Genomic DNA, 25,017 nt, shown 5'->3' with positions numbered 1-25,017 from the left:
TCCAGCTCTTCCGCGGCAAGCCCCGCTACCGTACCAACCGCTCGGTATGTCCCCTAGGCACGTAGCTCGTGAACGGCCGCGATGAAGTCCTTCGTGATCCCCCGCAGCCCCGGCAGATGGGACAAGCCGACCAGACGGTCCACCAGCGGCACCGTGACCTCGATCAACCGGTACGTACGGGCACAGCCCGGCGAGGTGTCGTGCACCCAGAACAGCACGATGCCCATGGACAACAGCCAGAGCAGCTCGGGCAGCTCCTCCCGCAACTCGGAGTTCATGCGGTCGCGCGAACCCTCGACGACCTGGCGGTATATGGCGATGGAGGCTTCGCGGGCGGGCGACGACTGGGCGCTGAAGGGGCTCAGCGGGTTGGTCGGCTCGGCCGCGTGCTTGAAGAACTTCACGGCGAACTCGTGATATGGCTCGGAAACGCGTACCCACTCGCGCAGCACCCCGTCCAGCCGGGCCGCGAACGACGACTCGGTGGCCAGCAGGTCTCGACAGGCCGCCTCGTGCTCGGCCTGCGCACGGTCGTAGTACGCCTGTATCAAGGTCTCCTTGCTCTCGAAGTAGTAGTAGGCGTTGCCCACTGACACCCCGGCCTCGGCGGCGATGGCGCGCATGGTGGTCGCGTCGAAGCCGCGCTCCCTGAACAGTCGCAATGCCGTCTCGACGATGACCTCTCGGGTGCTCTCCGATCCGCGGTTTCGGGCTTCGGACACGTTCGTCACTTTACGTCGTGGACGCGCGTTAGGTCATGGAGCCGCACGGTGATCACCGCCACAAGGCAAAGTTGCACCTGCGGCATGAGTTATCTCCTGTGAAAGGTGGGATTGTCGTTTCAGGCGGAAGGGCTATTTTCCGCGAAAAGGCAACGACATGTGGATACGTGGAACAGTGCGCCCCTTCGTGGTCGCACTGCTCGGCATAGAGATCACCATATTTGCCCTGACCTCGGCGGCTTCGGCCGACACCCGCCCCGAAGGGGAGCCGACGCCGAGCGACCTGCACCTGGACAGGTTCCCCGGCTGGCAGTACGCGCCGGAGCCGATGCGGGAGGGCGCCTGGACCATGTACGAGACGTACGGCATGGAGCCGGAGTCGGCACCGTTCTGGGCGCTCCAGCAGGCCCTGGACAACATGGAGGACATCGGGCTGCGACCGACCCGGCCGTGGTCGTCGAGGCCCTGGCACGACGACGTGATCGACGAACGTCCTTACCTGAGCTTCCGCCACCACCCCCCAAGGCGGACGAGAGCCGCCAGATCCACCACAAGCCCCGTTCACCTCGGGGTGGCGGTCATGCCCAAGGTGCGGCCGCCCATGGCTCAGCGGCGCCCTGAGGTCGATCTGGCGCGTGTCACGCCCAGGCGGGCCGCCATGCACATGTCCCACACCACGGCGGCCGGCTGGCTGAGGAGCGCTGGACTGCGTACGACGTCGACCGGCAACTGCGCGAGCCGGCACATGCACCACTGCACCTCGCTCGACTCGGTACGCACGGGCACGATCATCCAGGCCATCGAGTTGAAACGGGCCAGCCGTTGTCCGATCATGGTCACCGGAGGCACGGAGGCGGGGCACGCGCCCGGCCAGTTCAGCCACGGCAACGGCTACAAGCTCGACATCAGCCACAACGACTGCATCGATCGGCATATCAAGAAAAATCACGACAGAGTCGGGACCCGCAGCGACGGCTCCCCGCTCTACCGCTCCGCCTCGGGCACCACGTTCGCCGACGAGAGCGACCACTGGGACATCCTCTTCCGGTGACAGAGCCCGCCGCCAGGGCGCCGAACCGGCCCCGGCGCGGCCCGCCCCACCAGCCGCACACGATGTCCGGCACGGACCGCACAACCCGGCCGCACACGATGTCCGGCACGGACCGCGCCACCCGGCCAACGTGATGTGACGCCGCACCCGACGTACGGCGCCACACCGGCGACGGCTGCCGCTCAAGCCATCAGAACTCGGCAGCGATCAGCTCGGCGATCTCCGCCGCGTTGAGCGCCGCGCCCTTGCGCAGGTTGTCACCGCACACGAACAGATCGAGCGTGTTCGGGAAGTCGATCGCCTGCCGCACGCGGCCCACGTAGGTCGGGTCGGTGCCCACCACGTCCAGCGGCGTCGGGAACACGCCGTTGGCCGGGTCGTCCACGAGGACCACCGTCGGCGCCGCCTCCAGGACGCGGTGCGCGTCGGCGACCGTGATCTCGCGCTCGAACCGGGCGTGCACGGCCAGCGAGTGCGTCGTGATCACCGGCACGCGGACGCAGGTCGCGGAGACCTTCAGGTCCGGGATGCCGAGGATCTTGCGCGACTCGTTGCGGAGCTTGAGCTCCTCGGAGGCCCAGCCGCCGTCCTTGAGCGAGCCGGCCCACGGCACCACGTTGAACGCGATGGGCGCGGGGAACGGCGACTCCTCGGGCAGCTTGTTGGCCAGCACCTTGCGCACGTCGCCGGCCGCCTGCGCGATCGTACGGTCGCCCGCCAGAGCCTCGACCTCGTCGTAGAGCCGCGCCGAGCCCGCCACGCCGGCGCCCGAGACCGCCTGGTAGGAGGCCACGACCAGCTCCGTCAGCGTGAACTCGGCGTGCAGCGCGCCCATGGCCGCCATCATCGACAGCGTCGTGCAGTTGGGGGTCGAGATGATGCCCCGCGGCCGGTCGCGCGCGTCGAGCGGGTTGACCTCGGGCACGACCAGCGGCACGTCGGGCTCCATCCGGAACGTGCCGGACTTGTCGATCACGATCGCGCCGCGCTCGGCCGCGATCGGCACCCAGACGGCCGACACCTCGTCGGGCACGTCGAAGATGGCCACATCGATGCCGTCGAACACCTCGGGCGCGAGAGCCTGCACCACGACGTCCTGGCCGCGCACCTTGAGGACCTTGCCCGCCGAGCGCTGGGAGGCGACGAGACGGATCTCGCCCCAGATGTCCTCGCGCGTCGAGACGATGTCCCGCATGACGGTGCCGACGGCGCCGGTGGCGCCGATCAGGGCGAGACTGGGCCTGCTCATCGTCCGGAACCTCCATAAACCACGGCTTCGACCTGGTCGGCGTCGAGATCGAAGGCGCGGTGGGCGGCCGCCACGGCCGCGTCGACGCCGTCCTGCCCGACGACCACTGAGATGCGGATCTCCGAGGTGGAGATCATCTCGATGTTGACCCCCGCGTCGGCGAGAGCCGCGAAGAACGTCGCCGTGACGCCGGGGTGCGAGCGCATGCCCGCGCCGACCAGCGACACCTTCCCGATCTGGTCGTCGAAGAGCAACGACTCGTAGGCGATGTCGCCCTGGATCTTCTTCAGCGCCGCCAGCGCGGTCGGGCTGTCAGCCGTGGGCAGCGTGAAGGAGATGTCGGTGCGGCCGGTGGCCGCGGCCGACACGTTCTGCACGATCATGTCGATGTTGATCTCGGCGTCGGCCAGCGTTTTGAAGATCGAGGCAGCCTCGCCGACCTTGTCGGGCACCCCGACAACAGTGATCTTGGCCTCGCTCCGGTCGTGCGCGACGCCGGAGATGATCGGCTGCTCCATCTCGGTTCCTTCGCTGTAAGGGTCGGAGACGACCCATGTGCCTTCCTTGGTGCTGAACGAACTGCGCACGTGAATCGGCAGGTCGAACCGGCGCGCGTATTCGACGCACCGCAGATGCAGGATCTTGGAGCCGCAGGCCGCCATCTCCATCATCTCGTCATAGGAGATCCTGGGGATCTTACGGGCCGCGGTCACGATGCGCGGGTCGGCGGTGAAGATGCCGTCCACGTCGGTGTAGATCTCGCAGACGTCGGCCTCCAGGGCCGCCGCGAGCGCCACCGCCGTTGTGTCGGAGCCGCCCCGGCCCAGTGTGGTGATGTCCTTCGTGTCCTGCGAGACGCCCTGGAACCCGGCCACGATCGCGATGTGGGCCTGGTCGATCGCCTCGCGGATGCGGCTGGGCGTCACGTCGATGATGCGCGCCTTGCCGTGCGTCGAGTTGGTGATCACACCTGCCTGTGATCCGGTGAACGAGCGGGCCTCGTGGCCCAGGTTGGCGATGGCCATCGCCAACAGGGCCATCGAGATGCGCTCGCCCGAGGTCAGCAGCATGTCGAGCTCGCGGCCCGGAGGCAGCGGCGACACCTGCTCGGCCAAGTCGAGCAGCTCGTCCGTCGTGTCGCCCATGGCGGAGACGATCACGACCACGTCGTTGCCGGCTTTTTTCGTCGCGACGATCCGCTGCGCGACCCGCTTGATGCAGGACGCGTCGGCGACGGACGAACCACCGTACTTTTGCACAACGAGCGCCACGAGAGTCTCCCGGTCTGGACTATGAGCTGTAAGTCTATCGGGGGCCTCTCATGGGCCTGATGGTTTGTACCAGTATGTGGAACTGGTCAGACGGTGGTGGTCTCCTCTGCCACGTCGAGCCGCGAGTGGGCGGCCAGGGCCTGCAACGCGCGCATCGCGGCGCCGGCGTGATTGCCCCAGGTGTTGAAGTAGGAGTATTGCCACCACCACAGCGCCTCGTACGGACGGCCCGCGTGGTAGTGACGCAGCCCGTGGATGAGGTCGGCGGCGACCGCGGTCAGGTCGTCCGACAGCCGGTAGGGCGTGACGCCGGTGTCCTTGTAGGGGTCGAACACCTCGGCGTAGTCGTCGACCGCCTCCAGCCGCTCGGCCAGGGCGGTGCGCACGCCGTCGATGTCCGGGTCCTCACTCATGGGCGGCTCGTTGTTTCCGGCCAGGATCACGTCCTGGTTCGCACCGAGCTTGGCACCGGCCAGGCTCACCTGGGCGACCTCCACCAGCAGGAGCGACCAGATGGCGTCGCCGCCCTCGCCGCCCGCGACCCTGGTCAGGCCGTCCACGTAGTCTTGCGCGTGCCCGGAGATCTCTTCCGCCAGCGCGCTCCACTGGTCAGACATCCAGCAGCCTCCGTCCTTCGAACGCGCGGCCCAAGGTCACCTCGTCGGCGTATTCGAGGTCACCGCCCACAGGCAGACCGCTGGCCAGTCGTGTCACTTTCACACCCATCGGCTTGACCAGACGGGCAAGGTAGGTCGCCGTCGCCTCGCCTTCGAGGTTGGGGTCGGTGGCGAGGATGAGCTCGGTGACCCGGCCGTCGGCCAGGCGCGTCATGAGCTCCCGAATGCGCAGGTCGTCGGGCCCGACGCCGTCGATCGGGCTGATCGCGCCGCCGAGCACGTGATAGGTGCCGCGGAACTCGCGCGTCCTCTCGATCGCCACGACGTCCTTGGACTCCTCCACGACACAGATCACATGCGTGTCGCGGCGCGGGTCGCGGCAGATGCGGCACTCCTCCTCGGAGGCCACGTTGCCGCACACCCGGCAGAAGCGGACCTTCTCCTTGACCTCAAGCAGCGCGTGGGCCAGCCGCTTGACGTCCGCAGGATCGGCCGCGAGCAGGTGGAACGCGATCCGCTGCGCGCTCTTGGGACCGACGCCGGGTAGCAGGCCCAGCTCGTCGATCAGGTTTTGGACGACCCCTTCGTACATGCCTAGAACCCTGGCAACTGTCCGAGGCCGCCGCCACCCAATCCCTGAGCCAGCGGGCCGAGTTTTTCCTGCTGCAGGTCGGCGGCCGCGCGCACGGCGTCGCGGACAGCCGCGATCACCAGGTCGGCGATCGTCTCGGCGGTGTCCTGTGCGTCGCCGGCGTCGATCACGCTCGGGTCGATCCTGAGCTCGAGCAACTCGCCCGAGCCGTTGACGACGGCCGTGACCAGGCCGCCGCCCGAGGAGCCCTCGATCTGCGCGTCGTTGAGCTCCTGCTGGGCGCTCACAAGCTGCTGCTGCATGAGCTGAGCCTGCTCCAGCAGCTGCTGCAGGTTGACATCCCCTGGGTTCACCGTCGTGCGCTCCTCGTGGCTCCGCGTTCTTGACTGCCACGAGCCTACGGTGTTTGGGCGGCGTCATGTACTGGGGCGTCCCCATGTTTCGCCCTTGGGCCCCTGTTCTGAGCGTGTACCGCATTGTCGTCCGTCGTCGCGGCCGGGGCTCGGTCGCCGTCCCCGGCGGTCGTCTTTGCTGTTACGTGGCCTGTTCTTGAGCCGCCGTTCAGTCCGGTCCGTGTTCGTGCAGGCCCGGTCCGCCGCCGTACGGACCGAATCCGTCATCCGTTCAGGTCAGCCCCACCAGCCCGTTCAGGTCAGCCCCGTCGCCTGTTCAGGTCCGTCCCCCACAGCCGCTCAGACCCTCAGACGTTCAGAAGGGACCCACTGCTCAGACCAGGCTCAGCCGTCGATCCCTCACCAACAGGTCCGGACGGCGGTTGTTTCTGGCCGGGTCTCGGCCCCCCTCCAGTGTCCGAGACCCGGCCAATCACGTCGGACGGAGCGGCCGCACCACGCCGACGTGTTGAGCCAGCACGCTAGCGATCCGAACGTTGCACACAGGTTGCGCTCATTCAAACACCCTCTGCAATCCCCCCGAATCGGTTGCGCGGGCCGCCGACACGACGGATGCTCTTAGCGACTACTTGGAGTGACGATGAGTTACCCCCACCTCGACGCGTACTCCCGACTGCTGCGCGAAGCGCACGAAGCCGCCGCAACCGGTCGGAGCTGGTCAGAGCCACCCCGCCGGCTGATCACAGCCTCCTGGCAGCGTTCGTTGGCGGCAGGAATCGATCCGGAGATCAAGAGCGCGCCGTTGGTCTACGGCCGATCCCAGCTCAAGGACATCCGCGCCACTCATCCGTTGCGGCCCCTGCTGCCGCTGCTCACCCAGGCCCTGTCCGGTGTGGCCAAGGAGACCGGTAACGTGATGATCGTCACAGATTGTGACGGATGCGTGTTGTGGCGGGAAGGCTGCCCCGCGAGCGTGCGCCGCGCCGACCAGATCGGTCTGGCCGCCGGGCACCACTGGGCCGAGCGCAGCGTCGGCACCAACGGCATGGGCACCGCCCTCGCCGCGAACCGTCCCGTTCACGTCTACTCCGAAGAGCACCTCATGCGCGCGCTGCACCTCTGGTCGTGCAGCGCCGCTCCGATCACCGACCCGGACTCGGGCCGCATCATCGGCTGCGTCGACGTCAGCGGCCGGGCCCACACCCTGCACCCGGCCACCGTCGCACTGGTCGCCACCACCGCCAAGCTCGCGGAGACCCAGCTCGCGCTGCGGATGCACGAGCGCGACGAGCGCCTGCGCCACCGCTTCGACTCCCTGCGCGGCGGTCCCGGCGTGCTGCTGTCGGCCACCGGGCGGGTCATCTCCGGCGACCCGGCGGGCGACCTGGGCGGCCGCGTCCACCTCGGCGAGCAGCCGCAGCGCGTCCCCGGCCGGCGCATGATCCTCAGGGACGGCACCGCGGCCCTGCTCGAACCCTTCTCGGACGGCTTCCTCCTGCGCCACACCCCCTCCACCACGGCCCCGACCCTGACCTTGTCGTTCCTCGGCGTGGGCGCGCCCTCGGCCACCTTCGGCGACGCCGACCGGCCCCTCTCACCCCGGCACGCCGAGATCCTCGCGCTCCTGGCCCTGCACCCACACGGGCTGACGGCCGAACAGCTCACGTTCCACCTGTACGGGGACGACGGCAACCCGGTGACGATCCGGGCCGAGATCCATCGGCTGCGGGGGCAGCTCGGGGACGCCATCGCGGCGAAGCCGTACCGGCTGACCTGCCCGGTCGAGGCCGACTTCCTGGAGCTGCGCCGTCACCTGGCGGCGGGGGACCCGCGGTCGCTGGCCCGCGCGTACACCGGGCCGCTGCTGGTGCGCTCGGAGTCCCCGGAGATCCGGCGGGAACGCCACGAGCTGGAGGCCCAGGTCCGGGCCTGCTTGCTGCGGCGGGGGGCGCCGGAGGATTTGTGGGCGTACGCACAGACCCTCAACGGCCGCGACGACTACGAGGTCCTGGAACGCCTCACCGCCCTGTCCCCCACCGACCCCCGAGCCGCCGTCGCCCGTGCGCGTCTGATCTAAAACCTCTAAAACCTTTACGAACCCCACCATTTTTTACGGCAGAGCACGGGAGGGCGCGCTCCCCGCCGTCGCCCTTTCCGGCCCTCACTTCAACGGCCCTCGGCCGCGCAGGTCGAGACCGCGACGTCGCAACCTTGCCCCCCTGGTTGGCATCCCCTGACCACCACGACCGACGCCGACCAGCACACCTGGGACGGCGTCCGCATGCACGACCGGAAAGCATGCACGACCGGAAAGCGAGCACCGCCGAGGAAGCGTGCACGACCGGGAACCCCACACCACCGGGAACCATGCACCGTCGAGGACTCTGCACAAGGCTGGGGCGGGGGCTGGTTACATGTGGTCGATTTCGCCGATTACCTTGGCGCCTAGTTCTCGCTCCAGCAGGGCCATGCCGGAGATCGAGTCCACGTCGGCGTCCTGGTCGTTCAAGGGGTCGACGTCGTCCGAATCGGGGCCCTTGTCGCGGCCGGGGACCTTGTCCGGCCAGGCCGTGGTGCCACTGCGGGCGGCCGGGACGCGGGGACCCGCCTGTGCGGCGGCCTGGGCCGCGGATCGAGCGGCGGCGAGTCCCGAACTCACGGACCCCCCGCCCACCGGTGAACCCCCCGAACCTCCCGCCGCTGGGGCCGCCGGCGAACCGGCCGCGGAACCGCCGGTTTGCTGGACGGCGCTCACCGTGTGCGTGGGGTCCGGGGTGGGCGGGGAGCCTGGGTGGAGGTCGTCGGGGGCGGCCGGCCAGGACTCGTCGGTGGTCTGGGATCCAGGGGGTTGGCCGGGGTCCTGAGCGTCCTGGCCGTCGTCGTGGGATGTGCCGTGTGAAGAGGTGCGTCCCTGAGGGGCCGACGTGGGCTGCTGTGCGCCTGCCGTTCCTTGGGGGCTGGTCGAGCCCTGAGGGCCGGTCGGTCCCTGGCCGTGGCCCGCCGCCGCGGGACCGGCCGCCGCCTGGCCCCCCTGTGGGGTGCTGTGGGAGCGTGCGGGGCCTCGGGAGGCTTGCGAGGCCGGAGCCGGGGAGCCGCCGACGACCGCCTCGACCCGCCACGTGCCGCCGAGCACGTCGCCGAGCGCGGCGGCCACCACGGCGTCCTTGCCGCCGCCCGTGAAGTTCTTCATCGCGCCGACCTGGGTGAAGCCGAGCGTGACCAGTTTGCCTTCCACGCCCACCACCTGGGCGTTGGTGCTCACGTTGGCCCACACCACGATGCTGCGCTGCTTGAGCGCGGCCAGCACGGCGGGCCACTGCGACTGCATGGCCCCCGCCCCGCCAGCTACTGGAGCCCCCGTTGAGTCCTGGGCGCCGCCCGCGCTGGAAGGCGCCTGGGGAGCGGGCTGCGTGCCGCCTCCTTCCTGAGGAGCGCCCGTGGACGTGGAGGGCGAGGGCGGCGGGGAGCCGGGGCGGGCCGGTTCGGGCCAGTCGTCCGTGGACGGCGTGGCGACGGCCGCGCCGGTGGATCCCGACGCTGACCCACCGGCGGCCGCTTCGGCCGGAGAGCCAGGGCGGGACGGGCCGCTCGCCATGCCGGGACGAGGCGTCACGACCGGAGACACGGCGGAGGGGGCGGCGGCCGGAGCGGGCGCGGCGGCGCGGGCGGCCATCTGGGCGACGGCGCCACCGCGTTCGAGGCGTTCGAGGCGGGCCAGCAGGGCGTCCTCGCCCTGCGAGGCGCCTGGGAGCAGCACCCGGGCGCACATCAGCTCCAGGAGCAGGCGCGGCGAGGTGGCGCCGCGCATCTCGGTGAGACCGGCGTTGAAGACCTCGGCCGCCCGGGTGAGCTCGGCGGGGCCCATCGAGGCCGCCTGCTGGACGAGGCGCTCCAGCTCGTCGGCCGGGCGGTCGAGCAGGCCGCTGGACGCCGCCTCGGGAACGTTGGCCAGGATCACCAGGTCACGGAAGCGTTCGAGCAGGTCGGAGGCGAATCGGCGGGGGTCGTGGCCGCCCTCGATGACCCGGTTGACCGCGTGGAAGACCTGGCCGCCGTCTCTGGCCGCGAACGCGTTGACGACCTCGTCCAGCAGGTCGCCATCGGTGTAGCCGAGCAGGGAGACGGCCTTGGCGTAGGTGATGCCGTCGTCCTCGGCTCCCGCGAGGAGCTGGTCGAGGATGGAGAGGGAGTCACGGGCGGAGCCGGCCCCGGCGCGTACGACCAGGGGGAGGGCATTCGGCTCGAAGGGCACGCTCTCCGAAGTGAGGATCTCCTCCAGCAGCGCCTTGAGCGTGGCGGGCGGCATCAGCCTGAACGGGTAGTGGTGCGTACGCGACTTGATGGTGCCGATGACCTTTTCCGGCTCGGTCGTCGCGAAGATGAACTTCAGGTGCGGCGGGGGCTCCTCGACGAGCTTGAGCAGCGCGTTGAACCCCTCGCGGGTCACCATGTGCGCCTCGTCGATGATGTAGATCTTGTAGCGCGCGGAGACGGGGGCGAAGAAGGCGCGTTCGCGCAGGTCTCGGGCGTCGTCCACACCACCGTGCGAGGCGGCGTCGATCTCGATCACATCGAGGTGGCCGGGACCGGTCGGGGCCAGCGCGACACACGACTCGCAGACGCCACAGGGGTCGGGCGTCGGGCCCTGCTCGCAGTTGAGGGAGCGCGCCAGGATGCGGGCGCTGGAGGTCTTTCCACAACCCCTGGGGCCACTGAACAGGTAGGCATGGTTGATGCGGCCCGTGCGCAACGCCTGCCGCAACGGGTCAGTGACGTGTTCCTGTCCCTTGACCTCGGCGAAGGTCCCGGGCCGGTACCTGCGGTAAAGCGCAAGGCTCATGCGACCATCCCGCCTGCGAGGGGGCTCCCAACGAAGAGACCCCCCGCACACCCGCCAGAGCCCGCTTATCCTTGCTGCCTTCCGGCCCTGGGGAGGTTCACAGGATGACGCCGCGCGAGGGGTCCCTGCACAGTCTAGCCGGACCCGGCAGTGCTCGCTCCACCCCCGGAAACCTCGCGGAAAACGTGGTCCGCACACTCCCGGAAGTCCGGTAAGCTCGTCGGCGGAGGATTCGCCTAGTGGCCGAGGGCGCACGCTTGGAAAGCGTGTATAGGGCAACCTATCAGGGGTTCAAATCCCCTATCCTCCGCGCCTGGTTGAGGCAGAAATGACAAAGGGGCCGACCCCATCCAAGTCGGCCCCTTTGTCGTGACCAGCCTCAGTTCGGCTCTCAGTTTGCGTTTCGAGGGCCTCCTGCCTCCCCGATGAGACCGGACCGCCGACCTGCTTGGCCACGGTCTGCAGATCCCGTTGTCACTGGCTCGTCATGCGGCCACCCCTCGCGGCGGCTCGCACCTGCCCGTAGTCCGCCGGCAAGTCGTCTGTGATTCGTGCAGCGCGATCGGTCGCGGTCTTTCTGCAGTTGGCGTGCCTCGGTGTGTCCTGTCTGCTGTTCCTCTTGGCGCTTTCGGAGCAGTGCGATGAGCTGGGCCGGGGGCCGACGGTGTGGCGGCCCCCGGCGCAGCTCGACTCCCTTGGGCGTCGTGAAACATGACACAAAAGCCCAGGAAAGCGACCTTGATCGCTCGGCTGCGGCGATGGAACGCTCAACCGACGTGCCCGAAAATCTCGCGCCATGGCGTCCTGCCTGGGTTTCGACCGCAACCCCAGGCTGCGGATCCGGCGCCATCGGCGCGCCTTGACCGACCCGACGTCTCAAGTCCTTGAGCGGTGTTCATCGGTTCAGGAAATCGACGCGGTCCCTGATGTCGGCGTATTCGTTCTCCGCGTCTTCGCGGATCGCTTCGGGGGTTCTGCCTTCGCGTCGTTCGAGTTGCGTCTCGGCGATGCGGATGATCTCGAGTTGGGGCGCGGCGTCCTCGTCGGGCACTCCCGACATGACGGCCTCGAAGGGACCGAGGCCGGCGGCGAGCAGGTAGAGCAAGTCGCACAGGTCCTTGGCCACCGGACCGATGTAGCCTTCGCTCTCGAACAGGACCACCGGTTGCCGCTCGACCGGAAGCCCCTCATGGACCAGCCAGAAGGCGACCAGCCCGCCGCTGCCGTCCATCCCGAACACGCGGAACTCCCGGTTGGCGTCGTCATCGTCTGTCGCGGACCCGACCGCCTCCGGATCGAAGTGGTCGAACACCTCGAAGTTGAGTTCACCGAGCCCGGCGGCGTACTGGTGGGCGTGCAGTGCCCGCAGGGCCGCCGGGAATTGTTCGTCGGCGTCAGGGGCCGGCCAGGCCGGAATCGCGCGGGCGGCCGGCGTCGCCACCCTCAGGAGTTCCGGGTCGTCTGCGTCGCATTCGTTGAGAGTCAGCAGATACCAGATGAAACGGCCGTCGTCGTAGTACCGCACCTCGAACGTGCTCCGGTCGTCACGATGCAGTACGTGGACCACGTTCCCGTACTCCGCGACCTTGCTCTCCAGCGCCCGTGCGCGCGCCTCCGGCTCGGGCAGCGCGACCGTGAGGCCGTCCCGCACCGTCCCTGGGTAGCACTCCTCGATGTAGACCTTGGTGACGTAGCCGATCACCGGGCCGCGGCCGCGCACCCGGGGGGAGGGGTAGCAGCCGGGGACCCGCACGGTGGCCTGGTAACCGAGCGACCATCCCTGCTCGGGTACGCCCATGCCGTCCCAGCCGTCCCTGTCGGGGAACATCGGTGGCGGGCGGAGACCATGGGTCCGGTGTAACTCGATCAGCCGTGGATCGTCGGTGCGGCAGCCGAGCAGGTCGTTGAGGAGGGCGAAGGGCGGCGAGTTGAGCACAGCGGGATCGTAGGGCCCGGCTGTCCCCGCAGTGCAGCGGAGCTGCAGGAGCGGCTGGCAGCTTCGTGGCGCCCGCACCTGCCATGACCGGGTCCCAAGAGCGGCACATCGGCTGCAGTGCATCGATTGCGTTTGACGCACTGGGCCGAGGCGCTCTGCGGCCGGGTCCGATGGTACGGCGAAGTCGCCGCTGACCTGCACTATCGTTGAGCTGAGTCCGGCACACTGTTCCTGTGCCGGACTCAGCCCACGACCGCGGGCCGCGGCGTAACGGAGCTCGGCCGGTTTCCTAGCTCTTGCTCCAGATCGACGCGATGACGCCGTCCTCGGAGCTCAGGATCTGCGGCGTGTAACCGAGCGCCTTCATCTGGGCCGCCTTGACCGTGTAGGTCAGCTTGGACAGGTTCAGGTACTCCTTCAGGCCGGTCGAGCTGCCCTTGGCCCACACAGTGGTGTAGAGCTTGCCGGGCTCGACGGCCATGAGAACCGGGCGCAGGCCCAGCTTCGCCTTGTCCAGCAGTTCCTTGCCGCGCTCCTGCACGGTCTGGCCCAGCGTCACCTGGACGGTGCCCGCGACGCCGCCGGCCACCCAGACGGCCGCGTAGAGAGGCTTCTCGACCGTGCCGTACACGTCCAGCGACGAGAGGCTGTAACCGGCGCCGGCGAGCTCGGTGTTGACCTTCGTGAAGGTCTCCTTGCTCATGCTCAGCTGGGACTTGGCCAGTTGCGTGGTCTTCTCGAAGACCACGCCGAAGACCGCGCCCGGGCCGGAACCGGTGCCGGAGATCAGCTTGGGCTGGAAGCCCGCCGCCGCCTGCTCCTGGATGCGCTTGGGCAGGTCCATGACCGACAGGCCCTGCAGGACGTTCACCTTGCGGGCGGCGTCCTTGATCCACACGGTCATGTACTGCGGGTTGGCCGCGTTCGTCACGTTCAGTGCCGCGGGGACGTAGCCCTTGCCCCCCAGGTCCTTGACACGCTGGATCAGCTTCGAGCCGCTGAGCGCGTCGAGGGAGAGCCAGTCCAGCGGCTGGTTCTGCACGGTCTGGGCGGTCGTGGCGGGCTGTGCGGCCATCGCCGGGGAGGCAAGGGCCAGCAGGGGCACGGTAGCGGTCGCCACGGCGGCGGTAAGGACGGCCACCTTCTTCGCGTTGCTCATGCTCCTCCTCAAGGAGTTAGGGATTACCCCAATCTGGGGCAAGTGGGGACCATAACAGAGCATGAGTACGTGACAACCTTTAGTTACCGAGATCGTGACAAGGCTGTGTCAAAGCTCCCGACTGACGGGGAAGGCGACCTCTGCCGAGGAACGGGCGGATACCTACGTGGCCGCCGGATCCGACCTGGGCGCGCTCAAGGTCCCCACTCCGCGCGAGCCAAGCGGCAGGCGGCGCCATGCAATGTGCCAGGCACCAGGGCGTTAGGGCCCGGAAGGTGACGCTTGAGGGCGCGGACGAGTGGCGCCCACCTGCGCCCGCCCGGCTGTCGAGGTGGCGCAGGATCGGATGCGTGACGATCAGGTCCGCACGTTTCTAGCCGTGGTGCGGTGCCTTGTTCAGAACGGCGAAGTGTGGGCGGCGATGCCGCATCTGGGGCTCCAGGACGGCGACGGGTACCTCGCGATGACGCAGTCGAGCGGAGAGCCTCCTTCAGCATTGAGAGAACGACGAACCGGTGCTGCCAGCCCGGGCTTTTCTCAGTCGGTATGAGCCACGTGATGCCACCCGAGCCAGATGCGAAGGGAAGTTTGCGCAAATAATATTGCGCAAACTTTCTTTCGCATCTAGGGTGGTCGGTATGCAGCCGCCGGAAAAGACCCATCACGTCACCGACATCGACACCCTCAAGGCGCTGGGCCACCCGCTGCGCATCAAGCTCTACACCGCCCTCTATGTGGCGGGCACGGCCACGGCCTCGCAGTTGGCCGACCAGGTGGACGAGGCGGTTTCCCTGGTCAGCTACCACCTGCGCAAGCTGGCCGCGCACGGCATCATCGAGGAGGCCCCCACCCGGGGAGACGCGAGGGAGCGCTGGTGGCAGGCCACCTCCACCGTGATCAGCACCAGAGACCAGGACTGGCGTGACGCCCCCGAGCGCACGGCCGTGCACACCGCGGTATCGCGCGAGTACGCCCGCCAGCGCACCGAAATGTACGAGAGCTACCTCGACGCCAAGCCCGCCTGGGGTGACGAGTGGCGCAACGTGGCCTTCAGCTCCGGCTATCTGCTGTCCCTGACGGCCGGGGAGCTCGGCGAGCTCCGCGACGAGCTCAACGAACTTCTGGGCAAGTGGCGGGAGCGCGGCAACGCGGCCCGCGAGGCGGGCGAGACGGACGGCCGCGAGAACGTCGCCGTCAACACGTACGGCTTCCCGTTCCGCACCTGACGACCCCTGAGGAAGAGAAGATGATGTATCCCGACGCGTACCTGTACGTCGAGCGGGCACGCGCCCGCGAACTACGTGCCGAGGCGCGACGCCGCCGTCTGGCCCGCGCTCTGAGCCCGCCCCGTGCCCGCGAAGCCTGGCGCACCCGCCTCGGCTGGCTCCTGGTGGAGACGGGCCTGCGGCTGGTGCAGCGCCGCACGCCCGTCGCACACTCGTAGAACGCCAGCGAAGGGGACCCCTCGCCCAGGCCGCACTTCACCAAACCGGGGTGGTCCTGCTCGATCTCGCAGCCCAGCCCCTCGCCATAGAACTTCCTGGCGCGGTCGACATCCCTGACGCCGAGCATGATGGTGCTCACATGACCGCCTACGCGGCCGCCCGGCTGAGCTGACCCCGGCCCCCAACTGTCAGGGGGTCACGATGGCCTTGGATCGGTCAGTGGCCATGATGACGGCGAAGCTGCCGAGGATCGTGCCCGTGACGTACCGCTGGATGCGCACCCAGCCGGGGCGTCGGGCCAGGAAGGCCGCCAGGCTGCCGGCCGTGATCACGATCAGGGCGTTGACCAGCGTGCCGACGGCGATTTGGACGGAGCCGAGCGCGAGGCTCTGCAGCAGTACGTGGCCCATCGACGGATCGATGAACTGCGGGAGCAGCGACAGGTACAGGATGGCGATCTTGGGATTCAGCAGGCAGGTCAGCAGACCCATGGAGAAGAGCTTGCCGGGCCCCTCCACCGGGAGCTCGCGGGGCTGGAAGGCCGACGCGCCGCCGGGCTTGACGGCGTTCCAGGCCAGCCAGAGCAAATATGCGGCACCGGCCAGCTTGAGCCCGGTGTACGCGGCCGGCACGTACGCGAAGACGGCCGTCAGCCCGAGGCAGGTCGCGGTCAGGTAGGTGGTGAAACCCAGGAAGACGCCCGTGAGGGAGATCAGCCCGGAGCGGCGGCCCTGCGTGACCGAGCGCGAGATTAAATAGATCATGTTCGGCCCGGGGGTGAGGACCATGCCCAGCGACACCAGCGCGATGCCGATCAGTCCAACCGTCATACGGGCAGATTAGCCAACATATCTCCAAAAAGGTATTTATATACACACCTTCTGCCACATTGAGTAATCAACCAGCTACAGGGGAGAACTGCGTCGGGGGGGACCGGATGCAGTTCGACGACGACGCGCCACTCGACCCGTCGCAGGTGGAGGACGTACGGGCCGGAGGTTCGCAACCACGCGGCGGCGGCCCGATGCCGGGCGGCGGCTGCATGCTGCCCATCGGCGGACGGGGCGGCGGGTGCTTGATGGTGCTTCTGGCGGTGGCCACCCTGTTCCTGTTCGGGCTCATCCCCACGCCGTTCACCGGGGAGCAGGGCGGCGGACGGCAACCGAGCCCGCCACCGGCGCCCTCCCCGGGCGGCAACCTCGCCGCACGCTGCCGCACCGGTGCCGACGCCGACCAGTCGGAGGACTGCCGCGTCGTCGGCACCGTCAACAGCATCCAGTCCTACTGGCGCCAGGCATTCGAGCAGAACGGCGACAGGACCTACACGCCGGCCAAAACCGTGCTGTTCTCCCAGGCGGTCAACAGCGGCTGCGGCTTCGCCGACTCCGCCGCCGGCCCGTTCTACTGCCCCGCCGACCAGAAGGTCTATCTGGACCTGACCTTCTTCAACACGTTGCAGCGCGACTTCGGCGCCAAGGTCGGGCCGTTCGCCCAGGCGTACGTGATCGCCCACGAGTACGGCCACCACATCCAGAACCAGCTCGGCACCATGGAGAAAATCGGCGGCAACAGGCCGGGCGCCACCGGCTCGTCGGTGCGCCTCGAACTCCAGGCCGACTGCTACGCCGGGGTCTGGGCGCACAACGCGGTCAAGACCGGCTTCTACCAGGAGCCGTTCACCAAGGACGACATCGACCAGGCGTTGAGCGCCGCCGCGGCGGTCGGAGACGACACCATCCAGCGGCGCACCCGGGGCCGCGTCACTCCCGACAGCTTCACGCACGGCACGTCGGAGCAGCGGGAGCGGTGGCTCAGCATCGGGTACGGCAGCGGCGACCCCCAGCGGTGCGACACCTTCTCCGGCGATATCTGACCTCATTCCGGCGGCATCGCGCGACTGTCTGAGCTGCGTCGACGCGTCGTAACAGCGCAAGGAATCGGATTCTCTCCTAAAATCGGGTGGGTGATCTTCAAGCTTGTCGGCGACGGACGTCCTTATCCCGACCACGGTCTGACGCACCGAGAGTGGGCGCAGATCCCGCCACGGCAGGTCCGGCTCGACTCGTTGATCACCACGAAGGCCATGCTGGACCTGCACTCCCTGCTCGCCGCGGACTCCACGTTCTACGGGGATCTCTTCCCGCACGTGGTGCAGTGGCAGGGCGAGCTCTATCTGGAGGACGGCCTGCACCGCGCGTTGCGCGCGGCCCTGCAGCAACGCTCGATCCTGCACGCCAGGGTCCTGGAGCTGCCCAACTGAGACGGCGAAGAGGAGTCGCCCGCCCGGGAACGACAACCTCGGCGTGATCCGCTGGCCCGGCGGCGGATCCGCCACAGAACCCTGGGCTGACCCGCGACACGCGAAAGGGGCCCTCAGAGGGCCCCTTTGGCGGATGGCGGTGGTGGTGGGATTTGAACCCACGGATGAGTTGCCCCATCACACGCTTTCGAGGCGTGCGCCCTCGGCCACTAGGCGACACCACCGCGAATGAGCTTACCGGATCCGCCGAGTGGCGAAGAACCGCTTTAGTACGCCCGCGCACTCTTCGGCGAGCACTCCCATGACGACCTCGGGCCGATGGTTGAGCCGCCGATCCCGTACGACGTCCCACAACGACCCCACGGCCCCGCCCTTCTCGTCCACGGCGCCGTACACCACACGCTCCACCCTGGCCAGCACCGCGGCACCCGCGCACATCGTGCACGGCTCCAGCGTCACCACCAGCGTGCACCCGCTCAGCCGCCACTGCCCGCGCCGCGCGGCCGCCCGCCGCAGCGCCAGCACCTCGGCGTGGGCGGTCGGGTCGGCGGTTGACTCGCGGTCGTTGCCCGCCGCGGCCAGCACGTCACCGAGCGGGTCGAGCACCACCGCGCCCACGGGGATCTCGCCCCTCTCGCCCGCCGCGACGGCCTCCGCCAGGGCCAGGCGCATGGCCTCCTCATGGGTCACCGCACGACCTCGTGGATCACCGCGCGACCCGCTCCCGGCCGGTCACCGCAGCCGGTCGAGCTCGTCCGCGAACGACAGCCGCTCGGCGATCACCGACAGGATGTCGGCGGGCAGCAGGCCCTCCTCCATGCTCAGCTCCAGCAGCTCCTCCGAGCTCACCCCCAGATCGCTGAGCAGGTCGAAGTCCCCGGCCGGGCGCACGCCCAGCCCGTTGCTCTCCTTGTCCGGCGCCACCCCGGCGAACTCGGCGAACAGCTCGCCCAGGCTGTCGGACAGGATGGCGTGCGCGTCGGAGAGGAACACGCGCGGCTCTTCCACGCCCCGATAGCGGGCGATGGCGAACCACTCGTCCTCGACCTCGACACAGAGCAGGGCCAGCTCATCGCCCGACAGGCTCAGGGCCTCCGTGACCGCGTCGCCCAAGTCGTCCACGATCTCGGCACCGCCCAGATCGACCTCGGCGCCGCTCCAACCATCAGAGGTCCTGACAAAAGCCGCAGTGAAGGTGTTGGACGCCATGTCCGCGCTCCAGGGGGTCAGCCGAAGACCGATTCAATGGCACGTTCGAACGGCTCGGAGAAGCCGAGCCGCGCGGCGATGCTGGACAACACGTCCTCGGGCAGGAGATCGATGTCGCCGGAAAGGATGCCCAGCTCCATCTCATCCAACCCGAGATCTGCGAAGATGGACAGATCTCCGGCTGGGAGCACGGTCTCCTCGTCCTGGAGGATCTCGTCGAGCTCCTCCTCGTCGGGAACCGGAACGTCGAGGTAGTGGAGGACCTGCCGCGCGAGCGGGAAGTCCCAGGAGGCGGCGATGTCGGACAGGAAGACGTCCACCCGATCGCCCAGGACCCGCAGTGCCACGAAGAACTCATCGCCCACGGCGACCAGCCCAATCGTGCCGCTCTGACTCGGCTGCTGGCGCAGGGCATGGATGAGCCCCTGCAGGTCGGACGTGAGCGCGACAGGAAGCAGCGCCGCATCCCAGCAGTCGTCCTCGCGATAGACCACGATGGCGAAGTCGAGAGCCTCTTCGTCTGTCATCGCCATCCCCACCCGACCTCTGACACGACAGATATCACCAGCACCCAATAGTTCCAGAACCGGCCACGAGGCGTGTGCCTCTCCGGCCAAATTGTGATCAAAACCAATGACGTGAGGCGCCGGCGGCGGGGTCTGCACGTCCATGTCCCCCACAAGATAGCGTTGTCCCTTATGGAAACCCTCGTCGTCGACCATCCGCTCGTGGCCCACAAGCTGACCACACTGCGCGATGTCCGTACCGACTCCCCCACCTTCCGCAGGCTCGCGGACGAGTTGGTGACGCTGCTGGCGTACGAGGCCACCCGCGACGTGCGGGTCACCGACGTCACCGTCGAGACGCCCGTCGCTCCCGCCCACGGAGTGCGGCTGGCCAAGCCGCACCCGCTGGTCGTGCCCATCCTGCGGGCGGGGCTCGGCATGCTCGACGGCATGACCAGGCTGCTGCCCACGGCCGAGGTCGGCTTCCTCGGCATGATCCGGGACGAGAACACGCTGCAGGCTGAGACATACGCCACACGCCTGCCGGAGGACCTGTCCGGGCGGCAGTGCTTCGTGGTCGACCCGATGCTGGCCACCGGCGGCACGCTGGCGGCGGCGGTGAGCTACCTGTTCGACCGGGGGGCCGTGGACGTCACGGCCATCTGCCTGCTGGCCGCTCCAGAGGGGCTGGCCCACATGGACAAGGTGTTCGCCAACTCGGGCAGGCCGATCCGCGTGGTGACCGCGGCGCTCGACGAGCGGCTCAATGAGAGCGGTTACATCGTCCCCGGCCTCGGCGACGCAGGAGACCGCCTTTACGGCGTCGTCTGAAAAGTCCCGTTTTCCGTCACGCAGAGTCCCGACTCCGTTACATAATGTGGTTGGGTGGGTACGAAAAGCCGGGAAGGCAACTTCCGCATGCGCGTGGGGGAGCACGATGAGCGACATGCCCAGTGCCGAGGTGTCGTGGTGAGCGATCACATTGAGGCCGATCCGACTCCGTACGCGGAGGTGGAGTCGGCGCTGTGCGACGAGTTCGCCGGCGTCCACTCCTCGACCACGGTAACGCGCTGTGTCGAGGCTGCTCACTACGGCGCGCTGGAAGTCACCGGCTACGCCCATCCGAGCCTCGTCGAACGCATCGCGCGCAAGCATCTTCACGTCCTGGCTCTGGTGGCCAGCGAACGTGGCTAACCAAGATCATAACTAACCCGCCAAAGCCACCTTTACCCCGGCACAGGGGTGGGTAATGTATACGGCGGGTGGAGTGGGTACACGGAGGCGACAGTGCAGGTCAAAAAAGTCCTCACATGGGGTGGTATCGCATTTGTGGCGTACTTCCTGCTCGCACGACCAGCCGATGCCGCTGACGCGGTGAGAGGGGCGTTCGACACGATGTTCAACGCGGCCGACTCTCTGGCCCAATTCGTCAACAACCTCGCATGAGACTTGTGACCCACGGGGACTCTGCCCCGTCGTCGGTCAACCGCTACCTCCTCCCGCACGAACAGCAAGTCATCATGGTTCGTCGGCATCCCGCCATCCTGCTGCGTCCGGTCGCCGAGGTCTTCGGCGGCCTGATCCTCGCCGGGCTGCTCAGCAAGTTCTTCGGTGGAGGCGAGACGGGCGGCACGGCGCTCGTCGTCGTCTGGTGGTTGTGGTTGCTGCTGCTGATCCGTTTCGTTTGGAAAGTCGCGGAGTGGTCGGTCGATTACTTTGTGGTGACGTCCAAGCGAATGTTGCTGACCACGGGGCTGATCACGCGCAAGGTCGCGATGATGCCCCTGGGCAAGGTCACCGACATGAGTTTCCAAAGATCTCTGCTTGGGCGCATGCTCGGTTACGGTGAGTTCATCCTGGAGTCGGCCGGTCAGGATCAGGCCCTCTCCAACGTCGAGTACATTCCGTACCCCGAGACGCTCTACCTTGAGGTCTGTCAGATGCTTTTCCCCGGCAAGGACGACGGGGACGATTAATCTTCGCGTGGGGAATTCTTCACGCGGGGATACCAGATTCGGCTACTTCATGCAATCATTGCGTGTTGTTGACCCTTCCCCGCCTTGAGAGATGAGATGCCGAGTCAGGGAACCATCGGTGACCGCGTCCGTGGATTGCGGCTGAACAGGCGGATGTCCCAGGCCCAACTGGCCGGACCCGACCTGTCAGACAGTTATGTCTCGCTCATAGAGTCGGGCAAGCGCACGCCGACTCCTGTTGTCGCGCGGCTCTTGGCCGAACGCCTTGGTTGCACGACTGAGTTCCTCCTGCACGGAATCGAACCGCGACAGCGCATCGACACAGAGCTCGGGCTGCGTCATGCGGAGCTTGAGCTCCAGCACGGCGACCCGGCGATCGCCGCCGACCGGTTCACGGAGATCGTGAAGGCGGCCGACGAGGAAAACGCCATGCTGACCGCGCACGCCCGGTTCGGCAGGGCCCGCGCCCTGGAGGCCCAGGGCCGGCTCGGGCAGGCGGTGGAGGCGTTCGAGCGCCTGCGCAGGGAGGCGGCGGCGCACCCCGAGCGCCTGGCCGACCTGCCGCTCACCATCGCGCTGAGCCGCTGCTACCAGCGGGCGGGCGACCGCCTGCGCGCACGCGACCTGGCCTCCTCCGCCCTGGAGCAGGCCGAGCGGCTGTCGATCACGCAGGGTGAGGTCGCCGTCGACCTGGCCGCCGCGCTCGTCGAGGCGCGGGGCAAGCAGGAAGGCGACTCTCCCGAGCTCGACTACGTCAAGCGGGTGCTGGACACCGCTGACGTCCCACCGGTTGTGGACCGTTCCGGGGAGATTCACGCGTTGTGGCACGCGAGCGCCGCCGCCGCGGCCGGGGAGGACTCGGCGCTGGCTGTTCGCCTTGCTGACGACGCGATCATGGCAGGCCGCTCGACGCGGCTCGCTCTCCAACTCGCCCGGACCGCCATGCACTGGGCCAGGCTGGCCACCGCACCGATCGACGAGGCCGAGCGGCTCGTCGCGGCCGCCTCCCGGGCGTTCGCGGTCCTGCCGGCAACGGCCCGCGAGCACAGCGAGAGCCTGACCGTGCACGCGCGGGTGCGGTTGCGGGCCGGCGACCCGGTGCGCTCGGCGGCGCTGGCCGAGGCGGCGGTGGAGCTGTCCTCCGACCGCCTGGGCACGACGTCCGCCGAGGCCCGCCTGGTGCTGGCCATCGTCGCACTCGACCGCGGCGAGGACGCCACCACGCACCTGCACACCGCCTACGAGCTGCTCGACACGCTCGACCGGCCGGTGTTCGGGTCCGATCGGCAGGCCGCCCGTTGCTGGCGTGAGCTGGGCGACCTCTACGGCCGGATCGAGGCCAAGACCCAGCAGGCAGCCGCCTACCGAAAGGCCCTCGAAGCCGCCGGAGTCCGCTCCGCCATGGCCGGGGTGACGGTGAACGCTACAGTTAACAACTGAAACCTCCGGGGGCTCCAGATTTGGCTTTTCGAGTCTGGAATAATTAGGGTCTACCAGTCATTGACTCATAGGATGATTGGTTTCCCCGGAGGAGGCGGACTGTGAGTCTGCGTACGGCGCAGCGGGCTTCGCTTGTCGACCAGGTGATCGATCAGCTCAAGGAGCAGATCACATCAGGGTCGTGGCGAATGAACGGCAAGATCCCGACTGAGACGGTGCTCGCGGAGCAACTCGGAGTGGGTCGCAACACCGTTCGCGAGGCCGTACGCGCGCTCACGCACGCCGGACTGCTTGAGTGCCGTCAGGGGGACGGCACTTACGTCCGCGCGACCAGCGAGCTCTCCGGGGCCATGCTCAGGCGGCTGCGGCAGGCCGAGCAGCTCGAGATCCTCGAAGTACGCCGTGCGCTCGAGGTGGAGTCCGCCCGCCTGGCCGCCACCCGGCGTACCGACGACGACATCAAGCGCATCGAGGCGGCGCTGGCCGAGCGGGAGCGGGCCTGGGAGATGGACGACCCCGACTTCTTCGTCGAAGCCGACCTGGCCTTCCACATGGCCGTCGCGCACGCCACCCACAACCTGGTGCTCATCGACCTGTTCGAGGACTTCTCGGCGGCACTGCGGGCCAGCATCACCGCGGCCGGGACGTCGTTGAACAAGAGCTACATCCCGCACGACGCGATCGCCCGGGCCATCGCGGCCGGTGACGCGGCGGCGGCGGAGCGGGCCGGGCACGCCTGCATGGAGCACATCCTCATCGCCCTCACGGAGTCCTGACCAGCCGGATGAGCAGAAGCCGGCGCAAGCAGGAGGCGCCCGATCTCGGCATCCTGGCCAGCCGGACCCTTTTCGCGCTGCAGCGCGAGCTGTTCGCCGAGCTGGCCAGGCAGGGGCATCCCGGGCTGGGCCCGCGACACGGGGCGGTGCTGGCGTATCTGGACGAGGCCGGCAGCAGGGCCACCGACCTGGCGACGCGGTCGGGCCGGCACAAGCAGGTGATCGGCACGCTGGTGGACGAGCTGGTCGAGCTCGGTTACGTGGAACGCCGGCCGGACCCGGCCGACCGCCGGGCCAAGCTGGTCGTGCCCACCCCGCGGGGTCTCGATCACATGGCCAGGTCGGACGCCATCATCGCCGAAATGGAGGCGGATCACGCGCAGGCCGTGGGCGAGCCCGCCTACGCCGAGTTCAAGAGCGTCTTCAAGCTGGTCGCCGACCGGATCAGCTCTGGCGGAGAGACATGACCAGGTAGCGGAAGGCGGGCTGGGCGTCGCCCGGCACGTCCTGGATGAGCGCGGGCCGGGTGGGCGACTCCATGTTGATCCTGGCCAGCTCGCTCTCGATGCCCGTCAGCCCGTCGAGCAGGAACTGTGACTGGAAGGCTATCTGGATGTCGTCGCCGCGCAGCTCGCACGGGACCACCTCGGCGCCGCGCCCGATGTCGCCGCCGCCCGCCTGGATCAGCACCTGCCCCTGGCTGAAGGACAGCCGGATCGCGGTGTTGCGCTCGGCCACCAGGGCCACCCGCTTGATCGCGTTGACGAACGGCGTCACCGCCACGTCTGCCCTGATCGACCACTCCGCGGTCAGCCTGGCGCGGTAGTCGATGAACTGCTCGTCGAGCAGCCGCACCGTGGTGCTGCGCCCCACGCTCTCGAACCCGGCCACCCCGTCGCCCATCGCGACCGACACCTCGCCGCCGCGCAACGACTTGGCCACCTCCACCAGCACCCGCGCCGGGACCATGGCGGAGACGGCGAGGCCGGGCTCGGCCGGGCGCCAGACGAAGTCACGGGCGGCGATGCGGTAGCGATCGGTGGCCGCCATCGCCACGGACTCGCCCTCCACGTCGAACCTGATGCCGGTGAGCATGGGCAGCGTGTCGTCGCGGCTGGCCGCGGGCGCGACCTGTCCGACCGCGGAGGCGAACACGCCGCCGCCGACGGCGCCGATGCTCGGCGGCATCGTGGGCATGGTCGGGAAGTCCTCGACCGGCATCGTGATCAGGCCGAACTCAGCGCTCCCGCACGTCAGCACCGCCTCCGGCCCCTCCGTGACGATCTCCACGTCCTCGGCTGGCAGGCTCCGGCTGATCTCGGCCAGCAGCCGGCCGGGGATCAGCACCCGCCCCTCCTCGGCCACGTCGGCGTCGATGTCGGCCCGTGCGGACACGTCGTAGTCGAACGCCGACAGGCTCAGCTCGTCGCCGGCCTCCAGCAGCAGTCCGGACAGGACGGGCGTCACAGGGCGGCTGGGCAGCGCTCGGGCAGCCCACGCCACCGCATCTGCCAGAACATCGCGGTTAACCCGGATTTTCACCTGTTACCACCCCTTCGTCGCGCCGTGCCTCTACGAAAATAGCCGGTACGACCGACAACTACCGGCAGTCGGG

At 68.6% G+C, this 25,017-nt stretch carries 27 protein-coding genes, 2 tRNA genes and 1 other RNA gene; 14 read left to right on the top strand and 16 right to left on the bottom strand.

Annotated features, from left to right (window positions below; translation table 11 throughout):
- Positions 1-53: 53 nt before the first annotated feature.
- Positions 54-722, bottom strand: a complete 669-nt coding sequence (locus ABGB18_RS30825) for a TetR family transcriptional regulator (RefSeq protein ID WP_347699130.1) — start codon at positions 720-722, stop codon at positions 54-56.
- Between the two features lie 175 nt (positions 723-897).
- Here ABGB18_RS30825 and ABGB18_RS30820 point away from each other — a divergent pair, with 175 nt between their 5' ends.
- Entirely contained in the window at positions 898-1,773 is an 876-nt protein-coding gene (locus ABGB18_RS30820) for a hypothetical protein (protein ID WP_347699129.1), read from the top strand.
- Between the two features lie 190 nt (positions 1,774-1,963).
- Here ABGB18_RS30820 and ABGB18_RS30815 read toward each other — a convergent pair whose 3' ends face one another.
- The 5 genes from ABGB18_RS30815 to ABGB18_RS30795 form a co-directional block, all read right to left on the bottom strand.
- Entirely contained in the window at positions 1,964-3,022 is a 1,059-nt protein-coding gene (locus tag ABGB18_RS30815; RefSeq protein WP_347699128.1) for an aspartate-semialdehyde dehydrogenase, read from the bottom strand.
- A complete protein-coding gene (locus ABGB18_RS30810) occupies positions 3,019-4,293 on the bottom strand; it encodes an aspartate kinase (RefSeq protein WP_347699127.1) in 1,275 nt (424 codons plus the stop codon). The genes ABGB18_RS30815 and ABGB18_RS30810 overlap by 4 nt, the downstream gene beginning before the upstream one ends.
- A gap of 86 nt (positions 4,294-4,379) precedes the next feature.
- Positions 4,380-4,910 carry a DUF5063 domain-containing protein gene (locus ABGB18_RS30805; protein WP_347699126.1) on the bottom strand — a complete coding sequence of 177 codons (531 nt, stop codon included), beginning with the start codon at positions 4,908-4,910 and terminating at the stop codon, positions 4,380-4,382.
- Positions 4,903-5,502: a recombination mediator RecR gene (gene recR / locus ABGB18_RS30800; protein WP_347699125.1), complete on the bottom strand. Its 600-nt coding sequence runs from the start codon at positions 5,500-5,502 to the stop codon at positions 4,903-4,905. Before recR ends, ABGB18_RS30805 begins: the two co-directional genes overlap by 8 nt.
- A gap of 2 nt (positions 5,503-5,504) precedes the next feature.
- The gene (locus ABGB18_RS30795; protein WP_347699124.1) at positions 5,505-5,855 is read right to left on the bottom strand and encodes a YbaB/EbfC family nucleoid-associated protein; all 351 of its coding nucleotides are present in this window, start codon (positions 5,853-5,855) and stop codon (positions 5,505-5,507) included.
- A gap of 640 nt (positions 5,856-6,495) precedes the next feature.
- On the opposite strand from ABGB18_RS30795, the gene ABGB18_RS30790 reads away from it, so the two are divergent.
- A complete protein-coding gene (locus tag ABGB18_RS30790) occupies positions 6,496-7,932 on the top strand; it encodes a GAF domain-containing protein (protein WP_347699123.1) in 1,437 nt (478 codons plus the stop codon).
- Between the two features lie 333 nt (positions 7,933-8,265).
- Here ABGB18_RS30790 and ABGB18_RS30785 read toward each other — a convergent pair whose 3' ends face one another.
- Positions 8,266-10,695: a DNA polymerase III subunit gamma and tau gene (locus ABGB18_RS30785; protein ID WP_347699122.1), complete on the bottom strand. Its 2,430-nt coding sequence runs from the start codon at positions 10,693-10,695 to the stop codon at positions 8,266-8,268.
- 31 nt (positions 10,696-10,726) lie between these two features.
- An RNA gene (gene ffs / locus ABGB18_RS30780) (signal recognition particle sRNA small type) lies at positions 10,727-10,822 on the bottom strand.
- Positions 10,823-10,920: 98 nt separating this feature from the next.
- Between ffs and ABGB18_RS30775 the strand changes: the two genes are divergently transcribed.
- Positions 10,921-11,005 (top strand) — tRNA-Ser (locus ABGB18_RS30775).
- 585 nt (positions 11,006-11,590) lie between these two features.
- Here ABGB18_RS30775 and ABGB18_RS30770 read toward each other — a convergent pair.
- Together ABGB18_RS30770 and ABGB18_RS30765 are read right to left on the bottom strand one after the other, a co-directional pair.
- Positions 11,591-12,631: a hypothetical protein gene (locus tag ABGB18_RS30770; protein WP_347699121.1), complete on the bottom strand. Its 1,041-nt coding sequence runs from the start codon at positions 12,629-12,631 to the stop codon at positions 11,591-11,593.
- Between the two features lie 289 nt (positions 12,632-12,920).
- Complete coding sequence (locus tag ABGB18_RS30765; protein ID WP_347699120.1) at positions 12,921-13,790, bottom strand: hypothetical protein; 870 nt, start codon at positions 13,788-13,790, stop codon at positions 12,921-12,923.
- Between the two features lie 638 nt (positions 13,791-14,428).
- Here ABGB18_RS30765 and ABGB18_RS30760 point away from each other — a divergent pair.
- Entirely contained in the window at positions 14,429-15,016 is a 588-nt protein-coding gene (locus ABGB18_RS30760; RefSeq protein ID WP_347699119.1) for a helix-turn-helix domain-containing protein, read from the top strand.
- Between the two features lie 20 nt (positions 15,017-15,036).
- A complete protein-coding gene (locus ABGB18_RS30755; RefSeq protein WP_347699118.1) occupies positions 15,037-15,234 on the top strand; it encodes a hypothetical protein in 198 nt (65 codons plus the stop codon).
- Positions 15,235-15,423: 189 nt separating this feature from the next.
- Here the strand turns inward: ABGB18_RS30755 and ABGB18_RS30750 are convergent, their stop codons facing one another.
- Positions 15,424-16,065, bottom strand: coding sequence for a LysE family translocator (locus tag ABGB18_RS30750; RefSeq protein WP_347699117.1), 642 nt, complete (start codon positions 16,063-16,065; stop codon positions 15,424-15,426).
- A 107-nt stretch (positions 16,066-16,172) separates the two neighbouring features.
- Here ABGB18_RS30750 and ABGB18_RS30745 point away from each other — a divergent pair, with 107 nt between their 5' ends.
- Positions 16,173-17,108, top strand: a complete 936-nt coding sequence (locus ABGB18_RS30745) for a neutral zinc metallopeptidase (RefSeq protein WP_347699116.1) — start codon at positions 16,173-16,175, stop codon at positions 17,106-17,108.
- Between the two features lie 90 nt (positions 17,109-17,198).
- Positions 17,199-17,495, top strand: coding sequence for a type II toxin-antitoxin system VapB family antitoxin (locus ABGB18_RS30740; protein ID WP_242374543.1), 297 nt, complete (start codon positions 17,199-17,201; stop codon positions 17,493-17,495).
- A gap of 134 nt (positions 17,496-17,629) precedes the next feature.
- Here ABGB18_RS30740 and ABGB18_RS30735 read toward each other — a convergent pair.
- The 4 genes from ABGB18_RS30735 to ABGB18_RS30720 all read right to left on the bottom strand — a co-directional run bounded on the left by ABGB18_RS30735 (position 17,630) and on the right by ABGB18_RS30720 (position 19,231).
- A tRNA-Ser gene (locus tag ABGB18_RS30735) sits at positions 17,630-17,719 on the bottom strand.
- 10 nt (positions 17,720-17,729) lie between these two features.
- Positions 17,730-18,185 carry a tRNA adenosine(34) deaminase TadA gene (gene tadA / locus ABGB18_RS30730; protein WP_347699115.1) on the bottom strand — a complete coding sequence of 152 codons (456 nt, stop codon included), beginning with the start codon at positions 18,183-18,185 and terminating at the stop codon, positions 17,730-17,732.
- Between the two features lie 42 nt (positions 18,186-18,227).
- Positions 18,228-18,704 (bottom strand): tRNA adenosine deaminase-associated protein, encoded by a 477-nt coding sequence (locus ABGB18_RS30725; protein WP_347699114.1) that lies wholly within the window; start codon positions 18,702-18,704, stop codon positions 18,228-18,230.
- Between the two features lie 17 nt (positions 18,705-18,721).
- Positions 18,722-19,231 carry a tRNA adenosine deaminase-associated protein gene (locus ABGB18_RS30720; RefSeq protein WP_347699224.1) on the bottom strand — a complete coding sequence of 170 codons (510 nt, stop codon included), beginning with the start codon at positions 19,229-19,231 and terminating at the stop codon, positions 18,722-18,724.
- Positions 19,232-19,402: 171 nt separating this feature from the next.
- On the opposite strand from ABGB18_RS30720, the gene upp reads away from it, so the two are divergent.
- The 7 genes from upp (at position 19,403) to ABGB18_RS30685 (ending at position 23,869) form a co-directional block, all read left to right on the top strand.
- A complete protein-coding gene (gene upp / locus ABGB18_RS30715) occupies positions 19,403-20,041 on the top strand; it encodes a uracil phosphoribosyltransferase (protein ID WP_347699113.1) in 639 nt (212 codons plus the stop codon).
- A gap of 138 nt (positions 20,042-20,179) precedes the next feature.
- On the top strand, positions 20,180-20,404 hold the full coding sequence (locus ABGB18_RS30710) for a hypothetical protein (RefSeq protein ID WP_347699112.1): 225 nt from the start codon (positions 20,180-20,182) through the stop codon (positions 20,402-20,404).
- 93 nt (positions 20,405-20,497) lie between these two features.
- Complete coding sequence (locus tag ABGB18_RS30705; RefSeq protein WP_176993414.1) at positions 20,498-20,656, top strand: hypothetical protein; 159 nt, start codon at positions 20,498-20,500, stop codon at positions 20,654-20,656.
- Positions 20,653-21,186 carry a PH domain-containing protein gene (locus tag ABGB18_RS30700; protein ID WP_347699111.1) on the top strand — a complete coding sequence of 178 codons (534 nt, stop codon included), beginning with the start codon at positions 20,653-20,655 and terminating at the stop codon, positions 21,184-21,186. The genes ABGB18_RS30705 and ABGB18_RS30700 overlap by 4 nt, the downstream gene beginning before the upstream one ends.
- Positions 21,187-21,282: 96 nt before the next feature.
- A complete protein-coding gene (locus tag ABGB18_RS30695; protein ID WP_347699110.1) occupies positions 21,283-22,626 on the top strand; it encodes a helix-turn-helix transcriptional regulator in 1,344 nt (447 codons plus the stop codon).
- A gap of 101 nt (positions 22,627-22,727) precedes the next feature.
- On the top strand, positions 22,728-23,402 hold the full coding sequence (locus ABGB18_RS30690) for a FadR/GntR family transcriptional regulator (RefSeq protein WP_347699109.1): 675 nt from the start codon (positions 22,728-22,730) through the stop codon (positions 23,400-23,402).
- Positions 23,403-23,410: 8 nt separating this feature from the next.
- The gene (locus tag ABGB18_RS30685) at positions 23,411-23,869 is read left to right on the top strand and encodes a MarR family transcriptional regulator (RefSeq protein WP_347699108.1); all 459 of its coding nucleotides are present in this window, start codon (positions 23,411-23,413) and stop codon (positions 23,867-23,869) included.
- On the opposite strand, the gene dnaN is transcribed toward ABGB18_RS30685, so the two are convergent.
- Entirely contained in the window at positions 23,847-24,944 is a 1,098-nt protein-coding gene (gene dnaN / locus ABGB18_RS30680; RefSeq protein ID WP_347699107.1) for a DNA polymerase III subunit beta, read from the bottom strand. The genes ABGB18_RS30685 and dnaN overlap by 23 nt on opposite strands.
- Between the last annotated feature and the right edge of the window lie 73 nt (positions 24,945-25,017).

Origin of the sequence: Nonomuraea sp. B12E4, assembly GCF_039871825.1 — a bacterium.
Lineage (GTDB): Bacteria > Actinomycetota > Actinomycetes > Streptosporangiales > Streptosporangiaceae > Nonomuraea.
Note: the sequence above shows the minus strand (reverse complement) of the source record. Positions and strands in the feature narration are given on the sequence as shown.